Source organism: Streptomyces sp. NPDC017529, assembly GCF_044329785.1.
Taxonomy (GTDB): Bacteria; Actinomycetota; Actinomycetes; order Streptomycetales; family Streptomycetaceae; genus Streptomyces.
Window position 1 is genome coordinate 476,758 of sequence record NZ_JBIRJY010000002.1, and the last position, 20,834, is coordinate 497,591.

A 20,834-nucleotide genomic window follows, 5' to 3' on the forward strand; every position below is an offset into this window, starting at 1 on the left:
CATTCCGCGGAGGCCTCGGAAGGCAGGGCGCCGGCGGGCTGTTTCACGTGAAACACGGCAGCCTGGTGCCGTGTTTCACGTGAAACGGCAAGCTCAGCTCTGAGCGGCCCACCACTCCTGCAGGGCGGCGACTGCCTGCTCCCGTTCCATCGGGCCGTTCTCCAGCCGCAGTTCGAGCAGGTGCTTGTACGCCTTGCCGACCTCCGGGCCGGGTGCGATACCGAGGATCTGCATGATGTCGTTGCCGTCCAGGTCGGGACGGATCGAGTCCAACTCCTCCTGCTCCTGCAGCCGCGCGATGCGCTCCTCCAGCCCGTCGTACGCGCGGGACAGGGCATTGGCCTTGCGCTTGTTGCGGGTGGTGCAGTCCGACCGCGTCAGCTTGTGCAGCCGACTCAGCTGCGGGCCGGCGTCGCGCACGTACCGGCGGACCGCCGAGTCGGTCCACTCGCCCGTCCCGTAGCCGTGGAACCGCAGATGCAGTTCCACCAGCAGCGAGACATCTTTGATCATGTCGTTGGAGTACTTCAGCGCGGTCATCCGCTTCTTGGTCATCTTCGCTCCCACCACCTCGTGGTGGTGGAAGGAGACCCGGCCGTCACTCTCGAAACGACGCGTCTTCGGCTTGCCGATGTCGTGCAGCAGCGCCGCCAGGCGCAGCACGAGGTCCGGCCCGTCCTCTTCGAGGTCGATGGCCTGTTCCAGCACTGTCAGCGAGTGCTCGTAGACGTCCTTGTGACGGTGATGTTCGTCACGTTCCAGCCGCAGCGCGGGCAGCTCCGGGAGGACCCGGTCGGCGATGCCCGTCTCGACCAGCAGCTTGAGCCCCTTACGCGGGTGGGAGCCCATCAGCAGCTTGTTGAGTTCGTCCCGCACCCGTTCCGCGGAGACGATCTCGATGCGCTCGGCCATGGCCTTCATCGCGGAGACGACGTCGTCGGCGACCTCGAAATCCAGCTGGGCGGCGAACCGGGCGGCCCGCATCATCCGCAGCGGGTCGTCGGAGAACGACTCCTCCGGCGTGCCCGGCGTCCGCAGGACGCGTGCCGCCAGGTCCTCCAGCCCGTCGTGCGGGTCGATGAACTCCTTCTGCGGCAGGGCCACCGCCATGGCGTTCACCGTGAAGTCCCGGCGCACCAGGTCCTGCTCGATGGAGTCGCCGTAGGACACCTCGGGCTTGCGCGAGGTGCGGTCGTACGCCTCGGAGCGGTACGTGGTGACCTCGATGTCGAACGAGTCCTTCTTGCAGCCGACCGTGCCGAAGGCGATGCCGACCTCCCACACCGCGTCCGCCCACGGCCGGACGATCTTCAGGACGTCGTCGGGGCGGGCGTCGGTGGTGAAGTCGAGGTCGTTGCCGAGCCGGCCGAGCAAGGCATCGCGCACCGAGCCGCCGACCAGGGCAAGCGTGAACCCGGCCTCCTGGAAACGGCGGGCCAGATCGTCCGCGACGGGGGACACCCGCAGCAGTTCGCCGACGGCACGGCGCTGCACCTGGCTCAGGGCGTTCGTCGACTGCGAGGGCCGCTCGGGCTGCGGGGCGAGGAAGTCATTGTTGGCGTTCGGCACAACAGAACAGGGTACGTGGCCGCGTCGCGCGAGGCGCCCCGTCGCTCCGCGGCACCGGGTACCCCGTCAAAAGGGGACAACCGCTTCCCGGCAACCGGTTGAAGGCGATCTTGTGGAGCAGTCCCCAGCACTTCGGCACAGCGGTCCTCGTTACCATGCGTGGACGCACATTCCGACGACCACTGACGACGACGAGGGACGGGCGAACGCGTGGCCGAGGCGGCAGGGTTCCAGGGGAGTGAACGGCCGCGTGGTCGGTGGCTGCGCCGCGCCGCGGCGCTGATCGCCGGGGTGCCGCTGCTGGTGGGAATGCTGCAGTTTCCGGACGCCCCCGAGGCCCGCGCGGCGAGCGGACCGCGCACCGTCGACGTCTCCGTCGACGCGCTCACGCCGACCGCGCCGAAGAAGGACGACACACTCACCGTCTCCGGGACGCTCACCAACGACGGCGACTCCCCGATCACCGACGCGCACGTGGGCCTGCGGCTCGGTCCCGCCCTCAGCAGCCGCAGCGCCATCGACTCGGCCGCCAAGCGCACCGGCTTCTCGTCCGCGGACGGGCAGGAGATCCAGAACCGCACCCAGAAGATCGACAAGCTGGAGCCGGGCGTCAGCCGCCCCTTCACCCTCCAGGTACCGGTCAAGGACCTCGGCCTGGGCAGCGACGGCGTCTACCAGCTCGGGGTCTCCCTCTCCGGGCGGGCCCAGGGCACGTCGTACGAGCAGGTACTCGGCATGAAGCGGACGTTCCTGCCCTGGCAGACCTCCGACGCCGAGAAGAAGACCCAGCTCACGTACCTGTGGCCGCTGATCTCCTCGACGCACCTCACCGCGGAGACCGACGCGGACGCGGAGCAGACACCGGTCTTCCGCAACGACAACCTGGCCGCGGAGATCGCCCCCGGCGGGCGGCTCCAGCAGCTCGTCGCGCTCGGCAAGGACCTCCCCGTCACCTTCGTCATCGACCCCGACGTGCTCGCCTCCGTCGACGCGATGACCAAGACCTACAAGGTCGAAGGGCCGAACGGGCCCACCGCCGGCAAGAACCAGGCGGTCGCCAAGCAGTGGCTGAGCCAGGTGGAGGAGGCGGTGAAGACCCACGAGGTCGTCGCCCTGCCGTTCGGCGACCCCGACCTGGCCTCGCTCGCCCACCGCGGCAAGGAGGTGCCCAGCGCCCTCGGCCACCTCGGTCCCGCCACGACACTGGCGGCCAAGACCGTGGAGACCATCCTGGGCGTCAAGCCCCGTACCGACTTCGCCTGGCCCGCCGACGGTGCCGTCGACTCCTCCATCGTCGACGTGGCCACCTCGGGCGGCTCCCACAACATCATCGCCCGCAGCGACAGCCTCCAGGAGAACAGCCTCTCCTACAGCCCGACGGCGGCCCGCCCCATCGGCGGTGGCAACACCGCCATCGTCGCGGACGCACGGCTTTCCACCGCCTTCGAGGGCGACCTGTCCAAGGCCGAGAACTCCACGCTCGCCATCCAGCAGTTCCTCGCCCAGAGCCTGATGGTCAACGGGCAGGAGCCCGGGCGGCAGCGCAACATCGTCGTCGCACCGCAGCGCACCCCCTCGGTCAGCCAGGCCCAGGCGATGGCCGCCGGCGTGAAGGCCCTGGCGCCGGGCCGGTGGGCCGAGCCGTTGAACCTGGGAGGCGCCGCCAAGGCCGCCCCCGACCCCGGTGCCAACCGCGAGGTGCCCGGGGCCGGCGAGTACCCGGACTCGCTGCGCCGGCAGGAACTGCCGACCGAGGCCTTCGAGCAGATCCAGAAAACCCAGGCCGCGCTGGACGACTTCGAGCTCATCCTGTCGCAGCCCGGGCGCGTGGTCACGCCGTTCGGCAACGCGATCATGCGCGAGATGTCGACCGAGTGGCGGGGCGACGCAGCGGGTGCCGCCGCGTTCCGCACCTCCGTGCACAGCTACCTCGACGGCCTGACGAAGAACGTGCAGCTGATCCAGAAGTCGGACGCGACGCTCTCCGGGCGCAGCGCGACGATTCCGGTGACGGTGCAGAACAACCTCGTGCAGGGCGTCAAGGGCCTCACGCTGGAGCTCACGTCCTCGCAGCCCAACCGGCTCGACGCGGGCGAGCCGCAGCAGATCATGGTCGACGGCGGGCACAGCCAGTCGTTCAAGTTCGACACGACGGCGAACGCCAACGGCCCGGTGCAGGTGACGGCGCAGCTCTACACCTCCGACGGCAAGCCGTACGGCCGGCCGATGTCCTTCCAGGTGAACGTCACCGAAATCACCTCGGCCATCATGCTCGTCATCGCGGTGGGCGTGCTGCTGCTCGTGCTCGCCGGTGTCCGTATCTACCTCCAGCGCAAGCGCGCCGCGGCCCGCCGTGACGAGGAGGAGGCCGACGACGGCAACGGAGGCGACGGCGAGACGGACGGTGACGGCCCGGTGCAGCCGGGTGACCCCGAGCCGGACACCGGTTCGGAAAGCACGGACGCGTCCGGCTCAGGTGAGAAAGTGGACCGTTGATAGTTGGCGGGGCCGGATGGCCGGCGACGGATGAGGTGGGGCAGCGATGAATGCGCCGTACGACGGTGACCGCGGCAGGGGTGCGAGCGACACCCCCGCGGGTCAGGGACCGCCGACGCCCCAGGGGCAGCCGTCCCATGACCCGTACGTGCAGGACGCGTACGCCAACGACCCGTACCGGTCCCAGGACCCCACGGCCCAGGACCCGGTCCACGACGTGTACTACGACCGGTCCGCGCACCCCCCGCCGCATCACGGGCAGACCCCGCACCCGCTCTACCAGCAGCCGCCCGCACCGCAGCCCGCACCCGACCCACAGGTATGGGCGCCGCCTCCGCCGCCCGAGCCCCAGGGACCGACGCGGCACCTGCCTTACGGTGACGACGCCGCCGCGACGCAGTTCGTCGGCGTGGACGACCTGATCTCGCAGGCCGCCGACGAGCGCCCGGAGCCGGACGCCTTCGCCCACCTCTACCGCGACCAGCAGCAGCCGTACGAGCCGCAGCGCCCGATGCCCCCGCAGCCGGAGCCCGTGCCGCAGGCCGCTTCCGTACCGGAGCAACCGCCGGTGCCCGCGCCCGAGCCGGCCGCCCCCGCCAAGCGTTCCGGCGGGCGCGCCTCCAGCCTGCTCAAGTCCAGCGCGGTCATGGCGGCAGGCACGCTGGTCTCCCGCGTCCTGGGGTTCGTCCGCAACCTCGTCATCGCCGCGGCGATCGGCGTCGGCACCCTCAACGACTCGTACCAGGTCGCCAACACCCTGCCGACGATGATCTACATCCTCGTCGGCGGCGGCGCCCTGAACGCGGTGTTCATCCCGCAGCTGGTGCGGGCCATGAAGAACGACGAGGACGGTGGCGAGGCGTATGCCAACCGCCTGCTGACGCTGGTCACCGTGCTCATGGCCGGTATCACCACGGTCTGCGTGCTGGCGGCACCGGTCTTCATCGGCATGATGTCGCCGAAGATCGCCTCCGACCCCGAGCAGATGGACGTCGCGGTCGCCTTCGCCCGCTACTGCCTGCCGACCATGTTCTTCATGGGTGTGCACGTCGTGCTGGGCCAGATCCTGAACGCCCGTGGCCGGTTCGGCGCGATGATGTGGACCCCGGTCCTGAACAACGTCATCGTGATCGCGACGTTCGGGGCCTTCATCTGGGTCTTCGGCAGCTTCTCGCAGAGCGGCGTGAGCGCGGGCAACGTCTCCGCCGACGCCATCCGGCTGCTCGGCATCGGCACGCTGCTCGGGCTGGTCGTGCAGGGGCTCGCCATGTTCCCCTATCTCCGGGACGCCGGTTTCCGGCTCCGCCCCCGCTTCGACTGGCGGGGTCACGGGCTCGGCAAGGCCGCACGGCTCGCCAAGTGGACCTTCTTCTTCGTCCTCGCCAACCATCTCGGCCTGGTCGTGGTCACCCAGATCGCCACCTGGGCCGGCTCGGTGGCCGAGGGCGAAGGCCACTCCGGGACCGGTATCACCGCCTACAACTACGCGCTGCAGCTCTGGCAGATGCCGCAGGCCATCATCACCGTCTCGGTCATGACCGCCGTCCTGCCCCGCATCTCCCGGGCCGCGCAGGACGGAGACGTCACCGCCGTCCGCGACGACATCTCCTACGGCCTGCGCACGTCGGCCGTGGCCATCGTTCCGTGCGCCTTCGCCTTCCTGGCGCTCGGTGTCCCGATGGCGACGCTGATGTTCTCCAGCGCGGGTTCCGGCGCCACCAACATCGGTTACGTCATCATGGCGTTCGGCCTGGGCCTGATTCCGTACTCCGCGCAGTACGTCGTCCTCCGCGGTTTCTACGCCTACGAGGACACCCGCACGCCGTTCTTCAACACCGTGATCGTCGCCGCTGTCAACGCCGGGGTCTCCGGTCTGTGCTTCCTTCTCCTGCCGGCCCGCTGGGTCGTGGTCGGCCTTGCCGCGGCCTATGGACTGGCCTACGCCGTCGGCATCGGCGTGGCCTGGCGGCGGCTGCGCACACGGCTGGGTGGCGACTTGGACGGCCCGCACGTCATTCGTACGTACGCCCGTCTCGCCGGTGCCTGTGTACCTGCCGCGGTGGTCGCCGGCGCGGCCGCATACGGAATCACCCTGGCGCTCGGCAACGGCTTCACCGGATCCCTGGCCGCCTTGGCCGGTGGTGGTGTCACACTGATCGCCGTCTTCTTCCTCGCCGCGAAGCGGATGCGGATCGAAGAGATGAACGCGATGGTCGGCATGGTGCGCGCCAAGCTGGGGCGCTGAGCGGGCACAACCATCGACCGCAACCGTGTGTCGTGCATAGTGGCGGACTGTGGGCACAATTGTCTTGGCTCTTAGAGCCTGCAACGGATGGGGAGGCAGGAACGACGGTGGCGGAACGGAGCACGGCTGCCGTCGACGTGGCCGACACGAGCGGTGATGAGCCGCTGACCGCCCAGGCGGGACAGGCCACGAACGACGGTGCGGAGGCCGAGAGCGTAACCGGCACGGACGAGGACACCGCACACACCGGCGATCAGCCTGCCGCGGTGACCGACACCAAGCCGCCCGAACTGCACAGCGGCCACAAGCTCGCCAGACGCTACCGCCTCGAAGAGTGCGTCACCCGTCTGGACGGATTCAGCAGCTGGCGTGCGGTCGACGAGAAACTGCGCCGTGCGGTCGGCGTACACATCCTGCCCGCGGACCACCCGCGAGCCCGGCCCGTACTGTCCGCCGCGCGCTCCGCCGCGCTGCTCGGTGACCCTCGCTTCGTGCAGGTCCTCGACGCGGTCGAGGAGAACGACCTCGTCTACGTCGTGCACGAGTGGCTGCCGGACGCGACCGAGCTGACGGCCGTGCTCGCGAACGGCCCGCTCGAACCGCACGACGCCTACCAGCTCGTCAGCCAGGTCGCCCAGGCGATGGCCGCCGCCCACCGGGAGGGCCTGTCCCATCTCAGGCTCAACCCCGGCTCGGTGCTGCGGACCGAGTCCGGGCAGTACCGCATCCGCGGCCTGGCCGTGATGGCCGCGCTGCGCGGCATCACCAGCGAGCACCCGCAGCGCACGGACACCGAGGCGATCGGCGCGCTCCTGTACGCCGCCCTGACCCAGCGCTGGCCGTACGAGAGCGACGCGTACGGCCTGTCGGGGCTGCCCAAGGACGTCGGCATGATCCCCCCGGACCAGGTCCGGGCCGGGGTGCACCGCGGGCTGTCCGAACTGGCCATGCGCGCGCTGGTCAACGACGGGGCCACCGCCTCCCGCCAGGAGCCGGCCTGCACCACCCCGGAAGAGCTGGCGAAAGCGGTCACGGCCATACCGCGCATCCGCCCGCCGGAGCCGTCCTTCACCTCGCCGCCGCCTTACCAGCGCACCGCCTTCCAGCAAGGCTCATACGGCCAGCCGCCGACGCGCAGCGGCGGACCGACGGCCCGCGCCGCCGCTCCGGTGCCCACCCCGCCGCCACCGCTACAGAGCCGCACCGGCCGGGCGCTGAAGTGGTGTGTTTCCGGCCTGCTCATCGCGGCGCTGGGACTCGGCAGCTGGCAGCTGGCGGACACCCTGCTGCAGGGCGAAGGCCAGGACAATCAGGAGAGCACGCAGCCGGAGAGCGGGACGCAGCAGAAAAAGCCCGCTCCGAAGCCGCTGGCGATCGCCGGCGGCACCGAGTTCTCCCCGCTGTCCAGCACGCCCGTCGCCTCCCGTGACGTGGCCGCGAACGCCGTGGACGGGGACCCGGGCACCGCTTGGATCACCGGGGAGTTCAGGGGCTGGCCGAACTTCGGCAACCTGCCGCAGCGTGCGGACGGCAGCGGTGTCATCGTCGACCTCGGCAGCGTCAAGGACGTCTCCGAAGTACAGGCCAGCATGTACCGGGCGGGACAGACGGCCGAAGTCCTGGCCGCCGACCCCGAAACGGCGAACCCCACGACACTCAGCGCCTTCTCGAAGCGCCTGTCGAAGCTGGAGAAGGCCGGCTCCTCGCTGTCCGTGAAACTGGACAAGCCGGTCAAGACGCGTTACCTCCTGGTCCACATCACGGAACTCCCCGTCGACCAGGACGGGGACGGCTACCGGGGCGGCATCTCGGAGATCAAGGTCAGCGGCTGACCCCTTCGGGCGCTCTTCGCCGGGCGCCCGAAGGGCCGGTTCCGCTCGCTGCCCCCGCAGGATCCGGCCGACTCACAAGGCTTGTTTACTTCCTGCGGGTGACCGGCTTCAATGGGGCCCAGTTATCCGCTACCCGCACAGGGGGGCACGTGGAGGCGGGACCCTACGGGCCTCACGACATCAGCGACGGCGATCTTCTCGCTCGCCACGTCGCCGGTGATCCCGACGCCTTCGGCGAGATAGTCCGGCGCCACCGCGACCGGCTCTGGGCGGTGGCCCTCCGCACCCTCGGCGACCGGGAAGAGGCCGCGGACGCCGTCCAGGACGCGCTTGTCTCCGCCTACCGGGCCGCCCACACCTTCCGCGGCCAGTCGGCCGTCACGACCTGGCTGCACCGCATCACGGTCAACGCCTGCCTGGACCGGGCCCGCAAGGCCGCCTCCCGCCGTACGTCTCCCGTCGCCGAGACCGAACGGCTGGAACAACTGCTGGAGCCGCACGAGTCCGCCGCAGTGCCGGCCGAGCGGCAGGACCTGCACCGGGAACTGCTGAGCGCGCTGCGCACCCTGCCCGAAGAACAACGTGCCGCCTTGGTGCTCGTTGATATGCAGGGGTATCCCGTGGCGGAAGCCGCGGAGATCCTCGACGTCCCCACGGGAACGGTGAAGAGCCGCTGTGCGCGGGGCCGGGCGAGACTTTTGCCGATGCTCACCCATCTGCGCTCGGGTGGAGGGGATAGCAGACCCGTCAGCGGGGGAAGGAACCGGGCGCAGGGGACATCCGTCCCAGAGGCGGCAGGGCCGAAGGACACAGATGCCGTGAAGGGCGGAGGTGGGCGCTCGTGACTTCGACGACCGACACGGACGAGCACCCGGAGGTCTCCGAGATCTCCGCGCTCACGGACGGTCTGCTGTCCCCGTCCCGTACCGCCGATCTACGCGATCACCTCGCGTGCTGCGAGCTGTGCGAGGACGTACACGCCTCCCTGGAGGAGATCCGGGGGCTACTCGGCACGCTCCCCGGCCCCACCCGCATGCCCACCGACGTGGCGGAGCGGATCGATGCCGCGCTGGCGGCCGAAGCCCTGCTCGACTCCACCACGCCGGACCACGATCTTTCCGTTTCACGTGAAACCCCAGCGGAAGCCGTCGTCTCGGTTTCACGTGAAACCGAGACGACGCCGGCCACGCAGGCATCCAGCCCGGTCACCCGGCCCACCGGTCGCCCCCGCGCCGCCTCCGGCCCGGGCCGCCGTACGCCGGGCGCACGGGCCCGCACCCGGCGCTGGCCCAAGGCGGTGCTCGGCGCCGCTGCCGCCGCCGCGGTCCTCAGCGTCGGTGCGCTCGTCATCCAGAACACGTCCACCGACACCGGCCAGGGCAGCGCGCAGAAGCCGCACGTCGCGGCCTCCGAGAAAAAGGGGGCCGGGGCCACGTCCACGCTGACGGCCGCCACGCTGGAGTCGCGCGTCCGTGATCTGCTCACCTCCTCGGGCGCCAAGAAGACGCCGGATGTCGGCACCCAGAGCTCCGACTCCCCGCTGCGCGGCGCGACGGACACCGTCCCCTCCTGCGTCCAGCAAGGCACCGGGCGGACCGAGGCACCTCTGGCCTCCACTCGTAGCTCCTACGAGGGCCAGGACGCCTATCTCCTGGTGCTGCCGCATCCGACCGACCCCAGCCGCGTCACGGCCTACGTCATCGCTGCCTCGTGCGTCTCGGCGTCGCCTCCGGCCCCTGGCAAAGTTCTGCTGACCCACTCCTACCGACGAGACTGAACCGGCGGTACGGGCGCCGGGGCACTACGGGAATGCCTGCCCCGTAGGATCCGTTGGGTGGGGTGAGAGTTCACCGAGAGCCCCATCAAGCAGTCGGCAGAGACAAGGAAGACACCCGTGAGCGACGTCCGTAACGTGATCATCATCGGCTCCGGGCCCGCGGGCTACACCGCCGCGCTCTACACCGCCCGTGCCTCGCTGAAGCCGCTGGTCTTCGAGGGCGCCGTCACCGCCGGTGGCGCGCTGATGAACACCACCGAGGTGGAGAACTTCCCCGGGTTCCGTGACGGCATCATGGGCCCGGACCTGATGGACAACATGCGCGCCCAGGCCGAGCGCTTCGGCGCCGAGCTGGTGCCCGACGACGTCGTCTCGGTCGACCTGTCCGGGGAGATCAAGACCGTCACCGACACCGCCGGCACGGTGCACCGCGCCAAGGCCGTGATCGTCACCACCGGCTCCCAGCACCGCAAGCTGGGCCTGCCCCGTGAGGACGAGCTCTCCGGCCGCGGTGTCTCCTGGTGCGCCACCTGCGACGGGTTCTTCTTCAAGGACCAGGACATCGCCGTGGTCGGCGGCGGCGACACCGCGATGGAGGAGGCCACCTTCCTCTCCCGCTTCGCGAAGTCGGTCACGATCGTGCACCGCCGCGACACGCTGCGCGCGAGCAAGGCGATGCAGGAGCGCGCCTTCGCCGACCCGAAGATCAAGTTCGTCTGGGACAGCGAGGTCGCCGAGATCCACGGCGAGAACAAGCTCTCCGGGCTGACGCTGCGCAACCTGAAGACCGGCGAGACCTCGGAACTCCCGGTGACCGGCCTGTTCATCGCGATCGGCCACGACCCGCGTACCGAGCTGTTCAAGGGCCAGCTGGACCTGGACGACGAGGGGTACCTCCAGGTGGAGTCCCCCAGCACCCGTACGAACCTCACGGGTGTCTTCGCCGCCGGCGACGTCGTGGACCACACCTACCGCCAGGCGATCACGGCGGCCGGCACCGGGTGCTCCGCGGCCCTGGACGCCGAGCGGCACCTCGCCGCGCTCTCGGACAGCGACGACGTCCCGGAGCCGGAGAAGACCGCTTCCGCCTGACTCCGCCCCGCCCCGCCCCCCAACCCCACCCAGTAAGGAGACTGCCATGGCCGGTGCCACGGTGACCGTGACGGACGCCAACTTCGAAGAGGTCGTCCTCAAGAGCGACAAGCCCGTACTCGTGGACTTCTGGGCCACCTGGTGCGGCCCGTGCCGCCAGATCGCCCCGTCGCTGGAGGCCATCGCCGCCGAGCACGACGAGATCGTCATCGCGAAGCTGAACACCGACGAGAACCCGACCATCACCGCCAAGTACGGTGTCATGTCGATCCCGACGATGAACGTCTACCAGGGCGGCGAGGTCGTGAAGACCATCGTCGGCGCCAAGCCGAAGGCGATGCTGGAGCGCGAGCTGGGCGAGTTCCTCGCCTGATCGCTTCCCGCGTTCCCGCGAACGGGCCCGCCCCTCCCGGGGCCGGGCCCGTTCGCGTTGAGTGGAGGCACTACAGCGGCCGCAGTGCGGGTTCCTTCTGTACGGCGCCCAGAAGCCGGTCGAGCGCCAGCTCGACGTCTTCCTTCCAGGAGATCGTGGTGCGCAGTTCCAGCCGCAGGCGGGGGAAGCGGGGGTGCGGGCGTACGGTCTTGAAGCCCACCGCCAGCAAGTGGTCTGCGGGGAGCACGCACGCGGGCTCTGCCCAGCGGGCGTCGCCGAATGCCTCGATCGCTTTGAAGCCGCGCCGGATGAGGTCCTTCGCCACCGTCTGCACCATCACCCGGCCCAGTCCCTGGCCCTGGTAGCCGGGCGTCAGCCAGGCCGTGAGGAGCTGCACGGCGTCGGGGGACACCGGGCTCGTGGGAAAGGCCGTGGAGCGCGGTACGTACGCGGGAGGGGCGTACAACACGAAGCCGACCGGGGCGTCGTCCACGTAGACCACGCGTCCGCATGAGCCCCACTCCAGGAGCACGGCCGAGATCCAGGCCTCCTTCTCCAGCTCCGGCCGGCCTGCCTTTACCGCGGCTTCACCGCTGACGGGGTCGAGCTCCCAGAAGACGCAGGAGCGGCAGCGCTTGGGGAGATCCGGAAGGTTGTCCAGCGTGAGCGGTACGAGCCGACGGCCCATGAAGACTGGTCCTCACTTCCCTCGCCCGCCGCACCGCGCGATGCCGTCCGCATGTCCCGCTCTCTGAGCAGGCCACCGACGAATCCACCGACTGCTCCGAGGCCGAAGCCCGCTGCCACCAGTCCGGTGCGGCTCACCGTTCGCATGGCTTACTCCTTGATGTGGGGATTTCCCCGTGGATGTGCGCCATACCCGATCGCATCGTATCCACGGTCCGCGTGAGCGGGTACCGCCACACAGGAAAGGGCGGGCCGTGTTCCGGAATCGCCCCCGGAACACGGCCCGCCCTGGGGGCCTTACGGCTCAGCTCACTCTTCTTCGCCGGTCTCCTCGGCGAGGCTCTTGTCGAGCACCCGTCCCTCGCCGGGAGCCAGCGTCCCGAGGATGCGCTCCAGGTCGTCTATCGAGGCGAACTCGACGACGATCTTGCCCTTCTTCTGGCCCAGATCGACCTTCACCCGGGTCTCGAAGCGGTCGGACAGCCGCGAGGCAAGGTCGGTCAGGGCAGGCGCCACGCGGGTGCCGGCCCGCGGCCCCTTCGCCTTGGCGCTGCTCTTGGGCCGGGAGCCCATCAGCTGCGCGATCTCCTCCACCGCGCGCACCGACAGCCCCTCGGCCACGATGCGGTGCGCCAGCCGGTCCTGCTCCTCCGCGTCGTCCACGGAGAGCAGGGCGCGCGCGTGGCCCGCGGACAGCACCCCGGCAGCGACGCGGCGCTGTACGGACGGCGAGAGTTTCAGCAGTCGCAAGGTGTTGGAGACCTGAGGCCGCGACCGGCCGATCCGGTCGGCCAGCTCGTCGTGCGTGCACTTGAAGTCCCGCAGGAGCTGGTCGTACGCCGCTGCCTCTTCCAACGGGTTGAGCTGCGCCCGGTGGAGGTTCTCCAGCAGCGCGTCCAGCAGCAGCTTCTCGTCGTCGGTCGCCCGGACGATCGCCGGGATCTTCTCCAGGCCGACCTCGCGGCAGGCCCGCCAGCGGCGCTCGCCCATGATGAGCTCATACCGCTCAGGGCCGGTCTGCCGGACGACCACCGGCTGGAGAAGGCCTACCTCCTGGATGGAGGTGACGAGTTCGGCGAGGGCGTCCTCGTCGAAGACCTCACGCGGCTGCCGCGGGTTGGGCGTGATCGCGTCGAGCGGCAGTTCGGCGAAGTGCGCTCCGGCGACCTCCTCCGCACCGTCCTTGACCGTCTCTGCCTCCTGCGGCTCTTCCGTTTCACGTGAAACGGTCTTGGCGGCGATCGAGGTGACCTTCGCCGCCGCCACACCCCGCTCCGGTGCCAGTACCGGCACCGCGGACGGCGATGTCGCCCCCCGGCCCACCGCAGGACCGGCGTTGTCCGGGGTCTGCGGTGCCGCGGGGATCAGCGCACCGAGCCCGCGGCCCAGTCCTCTACGTCGTTCGCTCACTGATTCCCCTCCGACATGCTGTGCTGTGGTTCGTAGTTCACGGTGAGCCCCTGCCCCCCGGGCTGGGGGACTCCGCGCAAAGCGATCTCCCGGGCCGCCTCCAGGTAGGAGAGCGAACCGCTGGATCCCGGGTCATAGGTGAGAACCGTCTGCCCGTAACTGGGCGCCTCGGAGATGCGCACCGAGCGGGGGATGCTGGTGCGCAGCACCTCGTTGCCGAAGTGGTTGCGCACCTCTTCCGCGACCTGGGAGGCGAGCCGGGTCCGGCCGTCGTACATGGTGAGCAGGATCGTCGACACGTGCAGCTTGGGGTTGAGGTGCCCGCGCACCAGGTCGACGTTGCGCAATAGCTGGCCGAGGCCCTCCAGCGCGTAGTACTCGCACTGGATGGGGATCAGCACCTCGGCGCCGGCGACCAGGGCGTTGACGGTCAACAGGCCGAGCGAGGGCGGGCAGTCGATGAGGATGTAGTCCAGCGGCTGTTCATACGCCTTGATGGCCCGGTCCAGCCTGCTCTCCCGAGCCACCAGCGAGACAAGCTCGATCTCGGCGCCGGCCAGGTCGATCGTGGCGGGCGCGCAGAACAGCCCTTCCACGTCGGGAACCGGCACCACGACGCCGGAGAGCGGCTTGCTCTCCACCAACACGTCGTAGATGGAGGGCACTTCGGCGTGGTGGTCGATGCCGAGGGCCGTGGAGGCGTTGCCCTGGGGGTCGAGATCGATGACCAGGACACGGGCGCCGTGCAAGGCCAGGGAGGCAGCGAGGTTGACCGTGGTGGTGGTCTTGCCGACCCCGCCCTTCTGGTTGGCGACCACCATGACCCGGGTTTCCTCGGGTCGGGGCAGCGCTTCTCCCGAGCGGCCGAGCGTCTCCACCGCCAGCTGAGCTGCACGACCGATCGGGGTGTCGTCCATGGGGGGCGGCGTTTCACGTGAAACGTCATCCCCGAGCGACTCGCTACGGGGACCGGGGACCGGATCGGTCATCGGTCCCGCGATGTTGGCGTCGGACCGCACGGATTCACTCTCCTCGACATCAGGCTCGCAGTTCTCAGAGCCTGCCATGCTTTCGGTGTCGCGAACCAGTGAGGTCCGTTCTCCTGTGGATGAATCCACCTCTGTGGACACTTCCGTGACCCGTGTGGGTTTCCGGTCACGCGGCGCGGCAGCCGCGCGACCGCGGCTGATGATTCCATGCAGCAGAGAACGACGTTTCACGTGAAACACGATGACAGTGACGCGTCCGTTTTGTACGCGACACTCCGATTTGCGTCTTTTTGTTGGCTTTTCCGGCCTAGTTGGCGACTCGATGAGCCACGCTCAGCGACGCCGCCCCCTCGTTGCCCGGCTGGGCCTGGCCGCCTTGGCCCGCTTGGCCGCGAAGCGCACACCACCCGGGCTCTCGCCGACCTCGACTCGCACCACGGTCGACATCGGGTCCACGATCCCCTCGCCGACATGCACCACCGAGGTCTCCACCACACCGAGCTTGCTCAACGCGGCTCGGGCGCCCTTCAGCTCCTCCTCCGCGGTGTCCCCCTTGAGGGCAAGCATCTCGCCGTACGGCCGCAGCAGCGGGACGCCCCACCCCGCCAGCCGGTCCAGCGGGGCCACGGCCCGCGCCGTCACCACATGCACCTGGGGGAGCTTGCCCATGACCTCTTCCGCACGGCCGCGTACCACCGTCACATGGTCGAGCCCGAGCAGCTCGACCACCTCCGTGAGGAAGTTGGTACGGCGCAGCAACGGCTCCAGAAGAGTGATCTTGAGGTCCGGCCGCACCAAGGCCAGCGGGATACCCGGGAGCCCCGCCCCCGAGCCCACATCGCAGACGGTGACGCCCTCGGGAACCACTTCGGAGAGCACCGCGCAGTTCAGCAGGTGCCGCTCCCACAACCGCGGCACCTCACGCGGGCCGATCAACCCACGGCGCACGCCCGCGTCGGCGAGCAGCTCGCCGTAGCGCACGGCCTCCGGGAAACACTCACCGAACACCTCGCGCGCCACATCCGGCGCCGGTGGGAGCTCCGCTGCTGCGTCCGACACGGGAACCGCCCTTCCTGGACTGTTGTAAGGCTGACAAGACATGGCCCCGCCTGCGAGCAGACGGGGCCAATTACATCAAGGCTGAGAGGAACTCGGGCCGTCAGGCCGGGAGGACCACCACACAGCGCTGGGGCTCCTCGCCCTCGGACTCGCTGCGCAGCCCGGCCGCCGCCACGGCGTCGTGCACGACCTTGCGCTCGAAGGGCGTCATCGGCGCCAGCTTCACCGGCTCGCCGGAGCCCTTGGCCTCCTCCGCCGCCTTCGCGCCCAGCTCCGCGAGCTCCTCACGCTTGCGGGCCCGGAAGCCCGCGATGTCCAGCATGAGGCGGCTGCGGTCACCGGTCTCGCGGTGCACCGCGAGGCGGGTCAGCTCCTGGAGCGCCTCCAGCACCTCACCGTCACGGCCCACCAGCTTCTGCAGGTCACGGCTGGTCGAGTCGCTGATGATCGACACGGCGGCGCGGTCGGCCTCGACGTCCATGTCGATGTCGCCGTCGAGGTCGGCGATGTCCAGCAGGCCCTCGAGGTAGTCGGCCGCGATCTCCCCCTCCTGCTCCAGGCGGGTCAGGGTGTCGGTGCCCTCAGCGGCCGGGGTCCCCCCTGTCGAAGACGAGGGGCGGGTCGTGTCCGTCACGGAAGGACTCCTTCTTACTTCTTGGACGGGTGCTTGGGCCGCTGCTGGCCCTTGCGCTGTCCGGACTTGGCGTTACGGGAGCCGGTGGCGGAGGAGCCGCCCTTCGGCTTGCTGTCCTGCGGTGCCTTCTTCTCCAGCGACGGCTTCTCCGAAGCGTCCGAGGAGGCACCGGAAGCGCTGGAGCCGGCACCGGCGCGGGTGCGGCGCTGCGGGGTGCCGCCGGCCGGCTTGGCGCCGCCGGTCGGCTGGGTCTGGCGCTGGGCCTTGCTCTGCCGCTTGGGCTGCTGCCGGTTCTGGCGCGCCTCCTCGACGGCCTTCCTGGCCTCGACCTCGGCCGGGTCCTCCTTGAGCTTGCCCTTGGCACGCAGCCGCTGCTGGCGCTCCTCGAAGGCCTTGCTGCCCGGAGTCGGGTTACGGCGGATGACGAACATCTGCTGGCCCATGGTCCACACGTTGGTGGTCAGCCAGTACAGGAGAACGCCGACGGGGAAGCCGGGGAAGCCGATGCCGAAGACGGCGAACATGACCGGGAAGACGTACATCAGCATCTTCTGCTGCTGCATGAACGGCGTCTTGACCGTGAGGTCGACGTTCTTGGTCATCAGCTGGCGCTGCGTGTAGAACTGCGACGCCGACATCAGGACGATCATGATGACGGTGACCACACGGACGTCGGTGACCGACGCACCCAGAGACTGGATCTTCTCCGGGGTGTCCAGGAACTTCGCGGCCAGCGGGGCGCCGAAGATGTGCGCCTTCTGCGCGCTCTCCAGCAGCGACTGGTTGATGACGCCGACCGTCTGGTTGTTCGCGATGTGGCTGAGGACCTGGTACAGCGAGATGAAGAAGGGCGACTGCGCCAAGATCGGCAGGCAGCTGGAGAGCGGGTTGGTGCCCGTCTCCTTGTACAGCTTCATCATCTCTTCGGACTGGCGCTGCTTGTCGCTCTTGTAGCGCTCCTGGATCGCCTTCATCTTCGGCTGGAGCGCCTGCATGTTCCGCGTCGACTTGATCTGCTTCACGAAGAGCGGGATCAGGCAGATACGGATCAGTACCACCAGCGAGACGATGGACAGACCCCATGCCGCGCCACTGTTCTCGTCGAAGATGAGGCTGTAGAACGAGTGGAACTGGACGATGATCCAGGAAACTGCGTAATAGAGAGGACTGAGGATCGTGTCCACGAATCAGGCTCCTTGGGCGGTGGGCTGAGTCTCAGGCTGTGCGGCGGGCTCAGGGGCGGTGGGCCCGCCCAGGCGGCTCCTCAGCCGCTGATGCCAGACCGGACGCTTCCGGGGTGGGACGTGGTCGACGCCACCTGGCGACCACGGGTTGCAACGCAGGATGCGCCAAGCCGTCAGCGCGGTCCCTTTCACCGCGCCGTGCCGGTCGATGGCCGTATAGCCATAGTGCGAGCACGACGGGTAGTACCTGCAGACCGGGCCCAGCAAAGGGCTGATGGTCCACTGGTACAGCTTGATCAACAGCAGCAGCGGGTACTTCATCGCGGCACCCTCCCCTGACCTTCGGTTGGGGGATTTCCACTCAGCAGCCGCTGCAGCGCGGTGTCCAGGTCGCGGGCCAGCTGGTCGTGACCCGCATCACCCGCACCGGGCAGCGCCCGTACGACAACCAGGCTACCGGCGGGCAGCCGGTCGAGCCGGTCGCGCACCAGGTGGCGCAGCCGCCGCTTGACCTTGTTGCGGACCACGGCGACGCCGACGGCCTTGCTCACGACGAAACCCGCACGCGCCGGGGGAAGGTTTTCCCCCGCTGCGTGCGGGTCCGTTACACCGCTGCGTAGATGGACGACGAGGAGCGGGCGCCCGGCCCTGCGTCCCCGGCGTACCGCGGTCGCAAAGTCCTCGCGCCGCCTCAGCCGATGCTCGGTAGGCAGCACGTCATGGACCTAGCTCAGGGCTCAGGCCGACAGGCGGGCGCGACCCTTGCCACGGCGGGACGCGAGAATCGCGCGGCCGGCACGGGTGCGCATACGCAGGCGGAAGCCGTGGGTCTTCGCGCGACGGCGGTTGTTCGGCTGGAAGGTGCGCTTGCTCACTCGGGGGCTCCAGAGATGCTTGGTGTCTCCGGGGAGACAGGTGTGGGGCGTCGACTGGCTGTCACCGTGCGCCCACGAGTAGCTCGCAACGCCCGAGTGCACCGCTACACGATCACTAGAGCGCGATCTTTGCCCATCGGAGGCAGGCGGCAGCAGCCATCGACAACTCGACCTGGTTACGGTACGCGCGGCGGCGTCATCCGGTCAAACCGGCCCCCGGCCGGGACACACTATGCACAGCCTGTGGACAACAACTTGAATCACCAGGGTCGCCCTGACTACCGTGGGTCAACTCCGATTCCTTCCCGCCCGTCCTGAGAATCACACATTCGTGGGACCAGTGAGAGAGCGTGCTCTGTGGCTGACGTACCTGCCGATCTTGCCGCAGTGTGGCCACGCGTACTTGATCACCTCCTACGCGCGGAGAGCGACAGCCTCAAGCCGAAGGACCAGGACTGGCTGAAGCGGACCCAGCCGCTGGCGCTGGTGGCCGACACCGCGCTGCTGGCCGTCCCCAACGAATTCGCCAAGGGCGTGCTGGAGGGCCGGCTCGCGCCGCTCATCGGTGAGGCGCTGAGCCACGAATGCGGCCGCCCGATCCGGATCGCGATCACGGTCGACGACTCCGCCGAGGAGCCGCAGCCCCAGCAACAGCTCCCTCAGTCCCAGCAGCCGCCGCACAGGCAGCAGCATCACCAGCCCCAGCAGCAGGGCCAGCCCGGTCAGCAGCACGAGACGTACGGCGGCTACGACAGCCGGCAGAGCGACGGCTACGACAACCGGCAGGGCTACGGCCACCAGGACGACGACCTGCCGACCGTGCGCCCCGCCTATCCCGAGTACCAGCAGCAGCACCAGCAACACCAGCAGCCCCGGCACGAGCCCGGCGCCTGGCCGCAGCGCTCCGGCATGGGCGGCCCCGGCTCCGGGCCAGGGCCGCGTGAGGACTACGGCTGGCAGCAGCAGCGCCTGGGCGGCTTCCCCGAGCGCGACCCGTACGCCACGCCGCCCCCCTCCCACGTACAGCAGCACTCCCAGCGGTCACAGAACGACTACCGTTCGCAGGCTCCGGAGCGCTCAGGACCGCCGCAGCACCAGCACTCGGAGGGGCGCTCCCCTTACGAGCAGCAGCCGCCGCAGCGCCGCGACCTGTCCGAGCACCAGCCGCCCGCGCACATCCAGAACCCCGGCCCCGGCGGACTGCCCGCCCCCAGCGGCGCCCCCAGCCCGCTCGCCGCGCAGCCCGCGCCCGCGACCGGCCCCGGGGAGCCGACCGCCCGGCTGAATCCGAAGTACCTCTTCGACACCTTCGTCATCGGCGCTTCCAACCGCTTCGCGCACGCCGCGGCGGTGGCGGTGGCCGAGGCGCCGGCCAAGGCGTACAACCCGCTGTTCATCTACGGCGAGTCCGGGCTCGGCAAGACGCACCTGCTGCACGCCATCGGGCACTACGCGCGAAGCCTCTACCCGGGCACCCGGGTGCGGTACGTGAGCTCGGAGGAGTTCACCAACGAGTTCATCAACTCCATCCGCGACGGCAAGGCGGACGCGTTCCGCAAGCGCTACCGCGACATGGACATCCTGCTCGTCGACGACATCCAGTTCCTGGCCAGCAAGGAGTCGACGCAGGAGGAGTTCTTCCACACCTTCAACACGCTGCACAACGCGAACAAGCAGATCGTGCTGTCCTCGGACCGGCCGCCCAAGCAGCTGGTGACCCTGGAGGACCGGCTGCGCAACCGCTTCGAGTGGGGCCTGATCACCGACGTCCAGCCGCCCGAGCTGGAGACCAGGATCGCGATTCTGCGCAAGAAGGCGGTCCAGGAGCAGCTGAACGCGCCGCCGGAGGTGCTGGAGTTCATCGCCTCCCGCATCTCGCGCAACATCCGCGAGCTGGAGGGGGCGCTGATCCGCGTGACGGCCTTCGCCTCCCTCAACCGCCAGCCGGTGGACCTGGGCCTGACCGAGATCGTCCTGAAGGACCTGATCCCGGGCGGCGAGGACGCGGCCCCCGAGATCACCGCGACCGCCATCATGGCGGCGACCGCGGACTACTTCGGCCTGACCGTGGACGACCTGTGCGGATCCTCGCGCAGCCGCGTCCTGGTGACGGCCCGGCAGATCGCGATGTACCTGTGCCGCGAGCTGACGGACCTTTCGCTGCCGAAGATCGGGGCGCAGTTCGGCGGCCGCGACCATACGACGGTGATGCACGCGGACCGCAAGATCCGGGCGCTGATGGCGGAACGGCGGTCCATCTACAACCAGGTGACCGAGCTGACGAACCGCATCAAGAACGGCTGACGCGGGCTCAGCCAGGGGCTGGCCAGAGCTTTTGAGGGCGCCCCGGGACGTACGTGCTCCCGGGGCGCCCTTCGTCGTTCTGCGGGCTCCGTGCGCCGTACGGGACGGCCCGCGCTACCGGCACCGCCCTGAATTCTTCGCCCAGACGCTCCAGAACGCTGCGACTCCGTCCCTCGACCGCCTCGAAACCCGCCTCCAAATCCGCTCCGGAACCCGCCCCGAACCCCCACCGGACCGTCCCGAAACCCGTCCCGCCCGCATCCCAAGCCTGTGGAAGCCCCCGGCTCTGTTCGATTCCGAGTCAGGTC

Annotated in this window: 18 protein-coding genes; 8 read left to right on the forward strand and 10 right to left on the reverse strand. The window is 69.5% G+C overall.

Annotated features, from left to right (window positions below):
- Positions 1 to 93 precede the first annotated feature (93 nt).
- Entirely contained in the window at positions 94 to 1,569 is a 1,476-nt protein-coding gene (locus tag ACH4K4_RS05865; RefSeq protein ID WP_398165080.1) for a CCA tRNA nucleotidyltransferase, read from the reverse strand.
- A 210-nt stretch (positions 1,570 to 1,779) separates the two neighbouring features.
- On the opposite strand from ACH4K4_RS05865, the gene ACH4K4_RS05870 reads away from it, so the two are divergent.
- The 7 genes from ACH4K4_RS05870 to trxA all read left to right on the forward strand — a co-directional run bounded on the left by ACH4K4_RS05870 (position 1,780) and on the right by trxA (position 11,384).
- Positions 1,780 to 4,065, forward strand: coding sequence for a DUF6049 family protein (locus tag ACH4K4_RS05870; protein ID WP_398165081.1), 2,286 nt, complete (start codon positions 1,780 to 1,782; stop codon positions 4,063 to 4,065).
- Positions 4,066 to 4,111: 46 nt separating this feature from the next.
- The gene (gene murJ / locus ACH4K4_RS05875; RefSeq protein ID WP_398165083.1) at positions 4,112 to 6,310 is read left to right on the forward strand and encodes a murein biosynthesis integral membrane protein MurJ; all 2,199 of its coding nucleotides are present in this window, start codon (positions 4,112 to 4,114) and stop codon (positions 6,308 to 6,310) included.
- A 107-nt stretch (positions 6,311 to 6,417) separates the two neighbouring features.
- Positions 6,418 to 8,142, forward strand: coding sequence for a protein kinase family protein (locus ACH4K4_RS05880; protein WP_398165084.1), 1,725 nt, complete (start codon positions 6,418 to 6,420; stop codon positions 8,140 to 8,142).
- 149 nt (positions 8,143 to 8,291) lie between these two features.
- Positions 8,292 to 8,987 carry an RNA polymerase sigma factor SigM gene (gene sigM / locus ACH4K4_RS05885; RefSeq protein WP_360125363.1) on the forward strand — a complete coding sequence of 232 codons (696 nt, stop codon included), beginning with the start codon at positions 8,292 to 8,294 and terminating at the stop codon, positions 8,985 to 8,987.
- Positions 8,984 to 9,919 (forward strand): anti-sigma factor family protein, encoded by a 936-nt coding sequence (locus ACH4K4_RS05890; protein WP_398165085.1) that lies wholly within the window; start codon positions 8,984 to 8,986, stop codon positions 9,917 to 9,919. The genes sigM and ACH4K4_RS05890 overlap by 4 nt, the downstream gene beginning before the upstream one ends.
- Before the next feature lie 117 nt (positions 9,920 to 10,036).
- Complete coding sequence (gene trxB / locus ACH4K4_RS05895) at positions 10,037 to 11,011, forward strand: thioredoxin-disulfide reductase (RefSeq protein ID WP_360125367.1); 975 nt, start codon at positions 10,037 to 10,039, stop codon at positions 11,009 to 11,011.
- Between the two features lie 46 nt (positions 11,012 to 11,057).
- Entirely contained in the window at positions 11,058 to 11,384 is a 327-nt protein-coding gene (gene trxA / locus ACH4K4_RS05900; protein ID WP_398165087.1) for a thioredoxin, read from the forward strand.
- A 70-nt stretch (positions 11,385 to 11,454) separates the two neighbouring features.
- Here trxA and ACH4K4_RS05905 read toward each other — a convergent pair whose 3' ends face one another.
- The 9 genes from ACH4K4_RS05905 to rpmH form a co-directional block, all read right to left on the reverse strand.
- Positions 11,455 to 12,072 carry a GNAT family N-acetyltransferase gene (locus ACH4K4_RS05905; RefSeq protein ID WP_398165088.1) on the reverse strand — a complete coding sequence of 206 codons (618 nt, stop codon included), beginning with the start codon at positions 12,070 to 12,072 and terminating at the stop codon, positions 11,455 to 11,457.
- A gap of 308 nt (positions 12,073 to 12,380) precedes the next feature.
- Positions 12,381 to 13,481 carry a ParB/RepB/Spo0J family partition protein gene (locus tag ACH4K4_RS05910; RefSeq protein ID WP_398165090.1) on the reverse strand — a complete coding sequence of 367 codons (1,101 nt, stop codon included), beginning with the start codon at positions 13,479 to 13,481 and terminating at the stop codon, positions 12,381 to 12,383.
- The gene (locus tag ACH4K4_RS05915) at positions 13,478 to 14,548 is read right to left on the reverse strand and encodes an AAA family ATPase (protein ID WP_398165091.1); all 1,071 of its coding nucleotides are present in this window, start codon (positions 14,546 to 14,548) and stop codon (positions 13,478 to 13,480) included. The genes ACH4K4_RS05910 and ACH4K4_RS05915 overlap by 4 nt, the downstream gene beginning before the upstream one ends.
- Positions 14,549 to 14,803: 255 nt before the next feature.
- On the reverse strand, positions 14,804 to 15,571 hold the full coding sequence (rsmG, locus tag ACH4K4_RS05920) for a 16S rRNA (guanine(527)-N(7))-methyltransferase RsmG (protein WP_398165093.1): 768 nt from the start codon (positions 15,569 to 15,571) through the stop codon (positions 14,804 to 14,806).
- A gap of 58 nt (positions 15,572 to 15,629) precedes the next feature.
- Positions 15,630 to 16,163, reverse strand: a complete 534-nt coding sequence (locus ACH4K4_RS05925) for a R3H domain-containing nucleic acid-binding protein (protein WP_360125379.1) — start codon at positions 16,161 to 16,163, stop codon at positions 15,630 to 15,632.
- A gap of 14 nt (positions 16,164 to 16,177) precedes the next feature.
- A complete protein-coding gene (gene yidC, locus ACH4K4_RS05930) occupies positions 16,178 to 17,347 on the reverse strand; it encodes a membrane protein insertase YidC (RefSeq protein ID WP_398165094.1) in 1,170 nt (389 codons plus the stop codon).
- A 3-nt stretch (positions 17,348 to 17,350) separates the two neighbouring features.
- Positions 17,351 to 17,668, reverse strand: coding sequence for a membrane protein insertion efficiency factor YidD (gene yidD / locus ACH4K4_RS05935; protein ID WP_360125382.1), 318 nt, complete (start codon positions 17,666 to 17,668; stop codon positions 17,351 to 17,353).
- Positions 17,665 to 18,063 carry a ribonuclease P protein component gene (rnpA, locus tag ACH4K4_RS05940; RefSeq protein ID WP_398165095.1) on the reverse strand — a complete coding sequence of 133 codons (399 nt, stop codon included), beginning with the start codon at positions 18,061 to 18,063 and terminating at the stop codon, positions 17,665 to 17,667. The genes yidD and rnpA overlap by 4 nt, the downstream gene beginning before the upstream one ends.
- A gap of 21 nt (positions 18,064 to 18,084) precedes the next feature.
- A complete protein-coding gene (rpmH, locus tag ACH4K4_RS05945; protein WP_003949374.1) occupies positions 18,085 to 18,222 on the reverse strand; it encodes a 50S ribosomal protein L34 in 138 nt (45 codons plus the stop codon).
- Positions 18,223 to 18,579: 357 nt separating this feature from the next.
- Between rpmH and dnaA the strand changes: the two genes are divergently transcribed.
- Entirely contained in the window at positions 18,580 to 20,526 is a 1,947-nt protein-coding gene (dnaA, locus tag ACH4K4_RS05950; protein ID WP_398165097.1) for a chromosomal replication initiator protein DnaA, read from the forward strand.
- Positions 20,527 to 20,834 lie beyond the last annotated feature (308 nt).

Excerpts from the sequence above, each read along its gene's own strand:
- murJ (WP_398165083.1), top strand. The coding sequence starts at position 4,112 with ATGAATGCGCCGTACGACGGTGACCGCGGCAGGGGTGCGAGCGACACC.
- trxA (WP_398165087.1), top strand. The coding sequence starts at position 11,058 with ATGGCCGGTGCCACGGTGACCGTGACGGACGCCAACTTCGAAGAGGTC.
- ACH4K4_RS05905 (WP_398165088.1), bottom strand. The coding sequence starts at position 12,072 with ATGGGCCGTCGGCTCGTACCGCTCACGCTGGACAACCTTCCGGATCTC.
- ACH4K4_RS05915 (WP_398165091.1), bottom strand. The coding sequence starts at position 14,548 with ATGGCAGGCTCTGAGAACTGCGAGCCTGATGTCGAGGAGAGTGAATCC.
- rsmG (WP_398165093.1), bottom strand. The coding sequence starts at position 15,571 with ATGTCTTGTCAGCCTTACAACAGTCCAGGAAGGGCGGTTCCCGTGTCG.
- yidD (WP_360125382.1), bottom strand. The coding sequence starts at position 17,668 with ATGAAGTACCCGCTGCTGCTGTTGATCAAGCTGTACCAGTGGACCATC.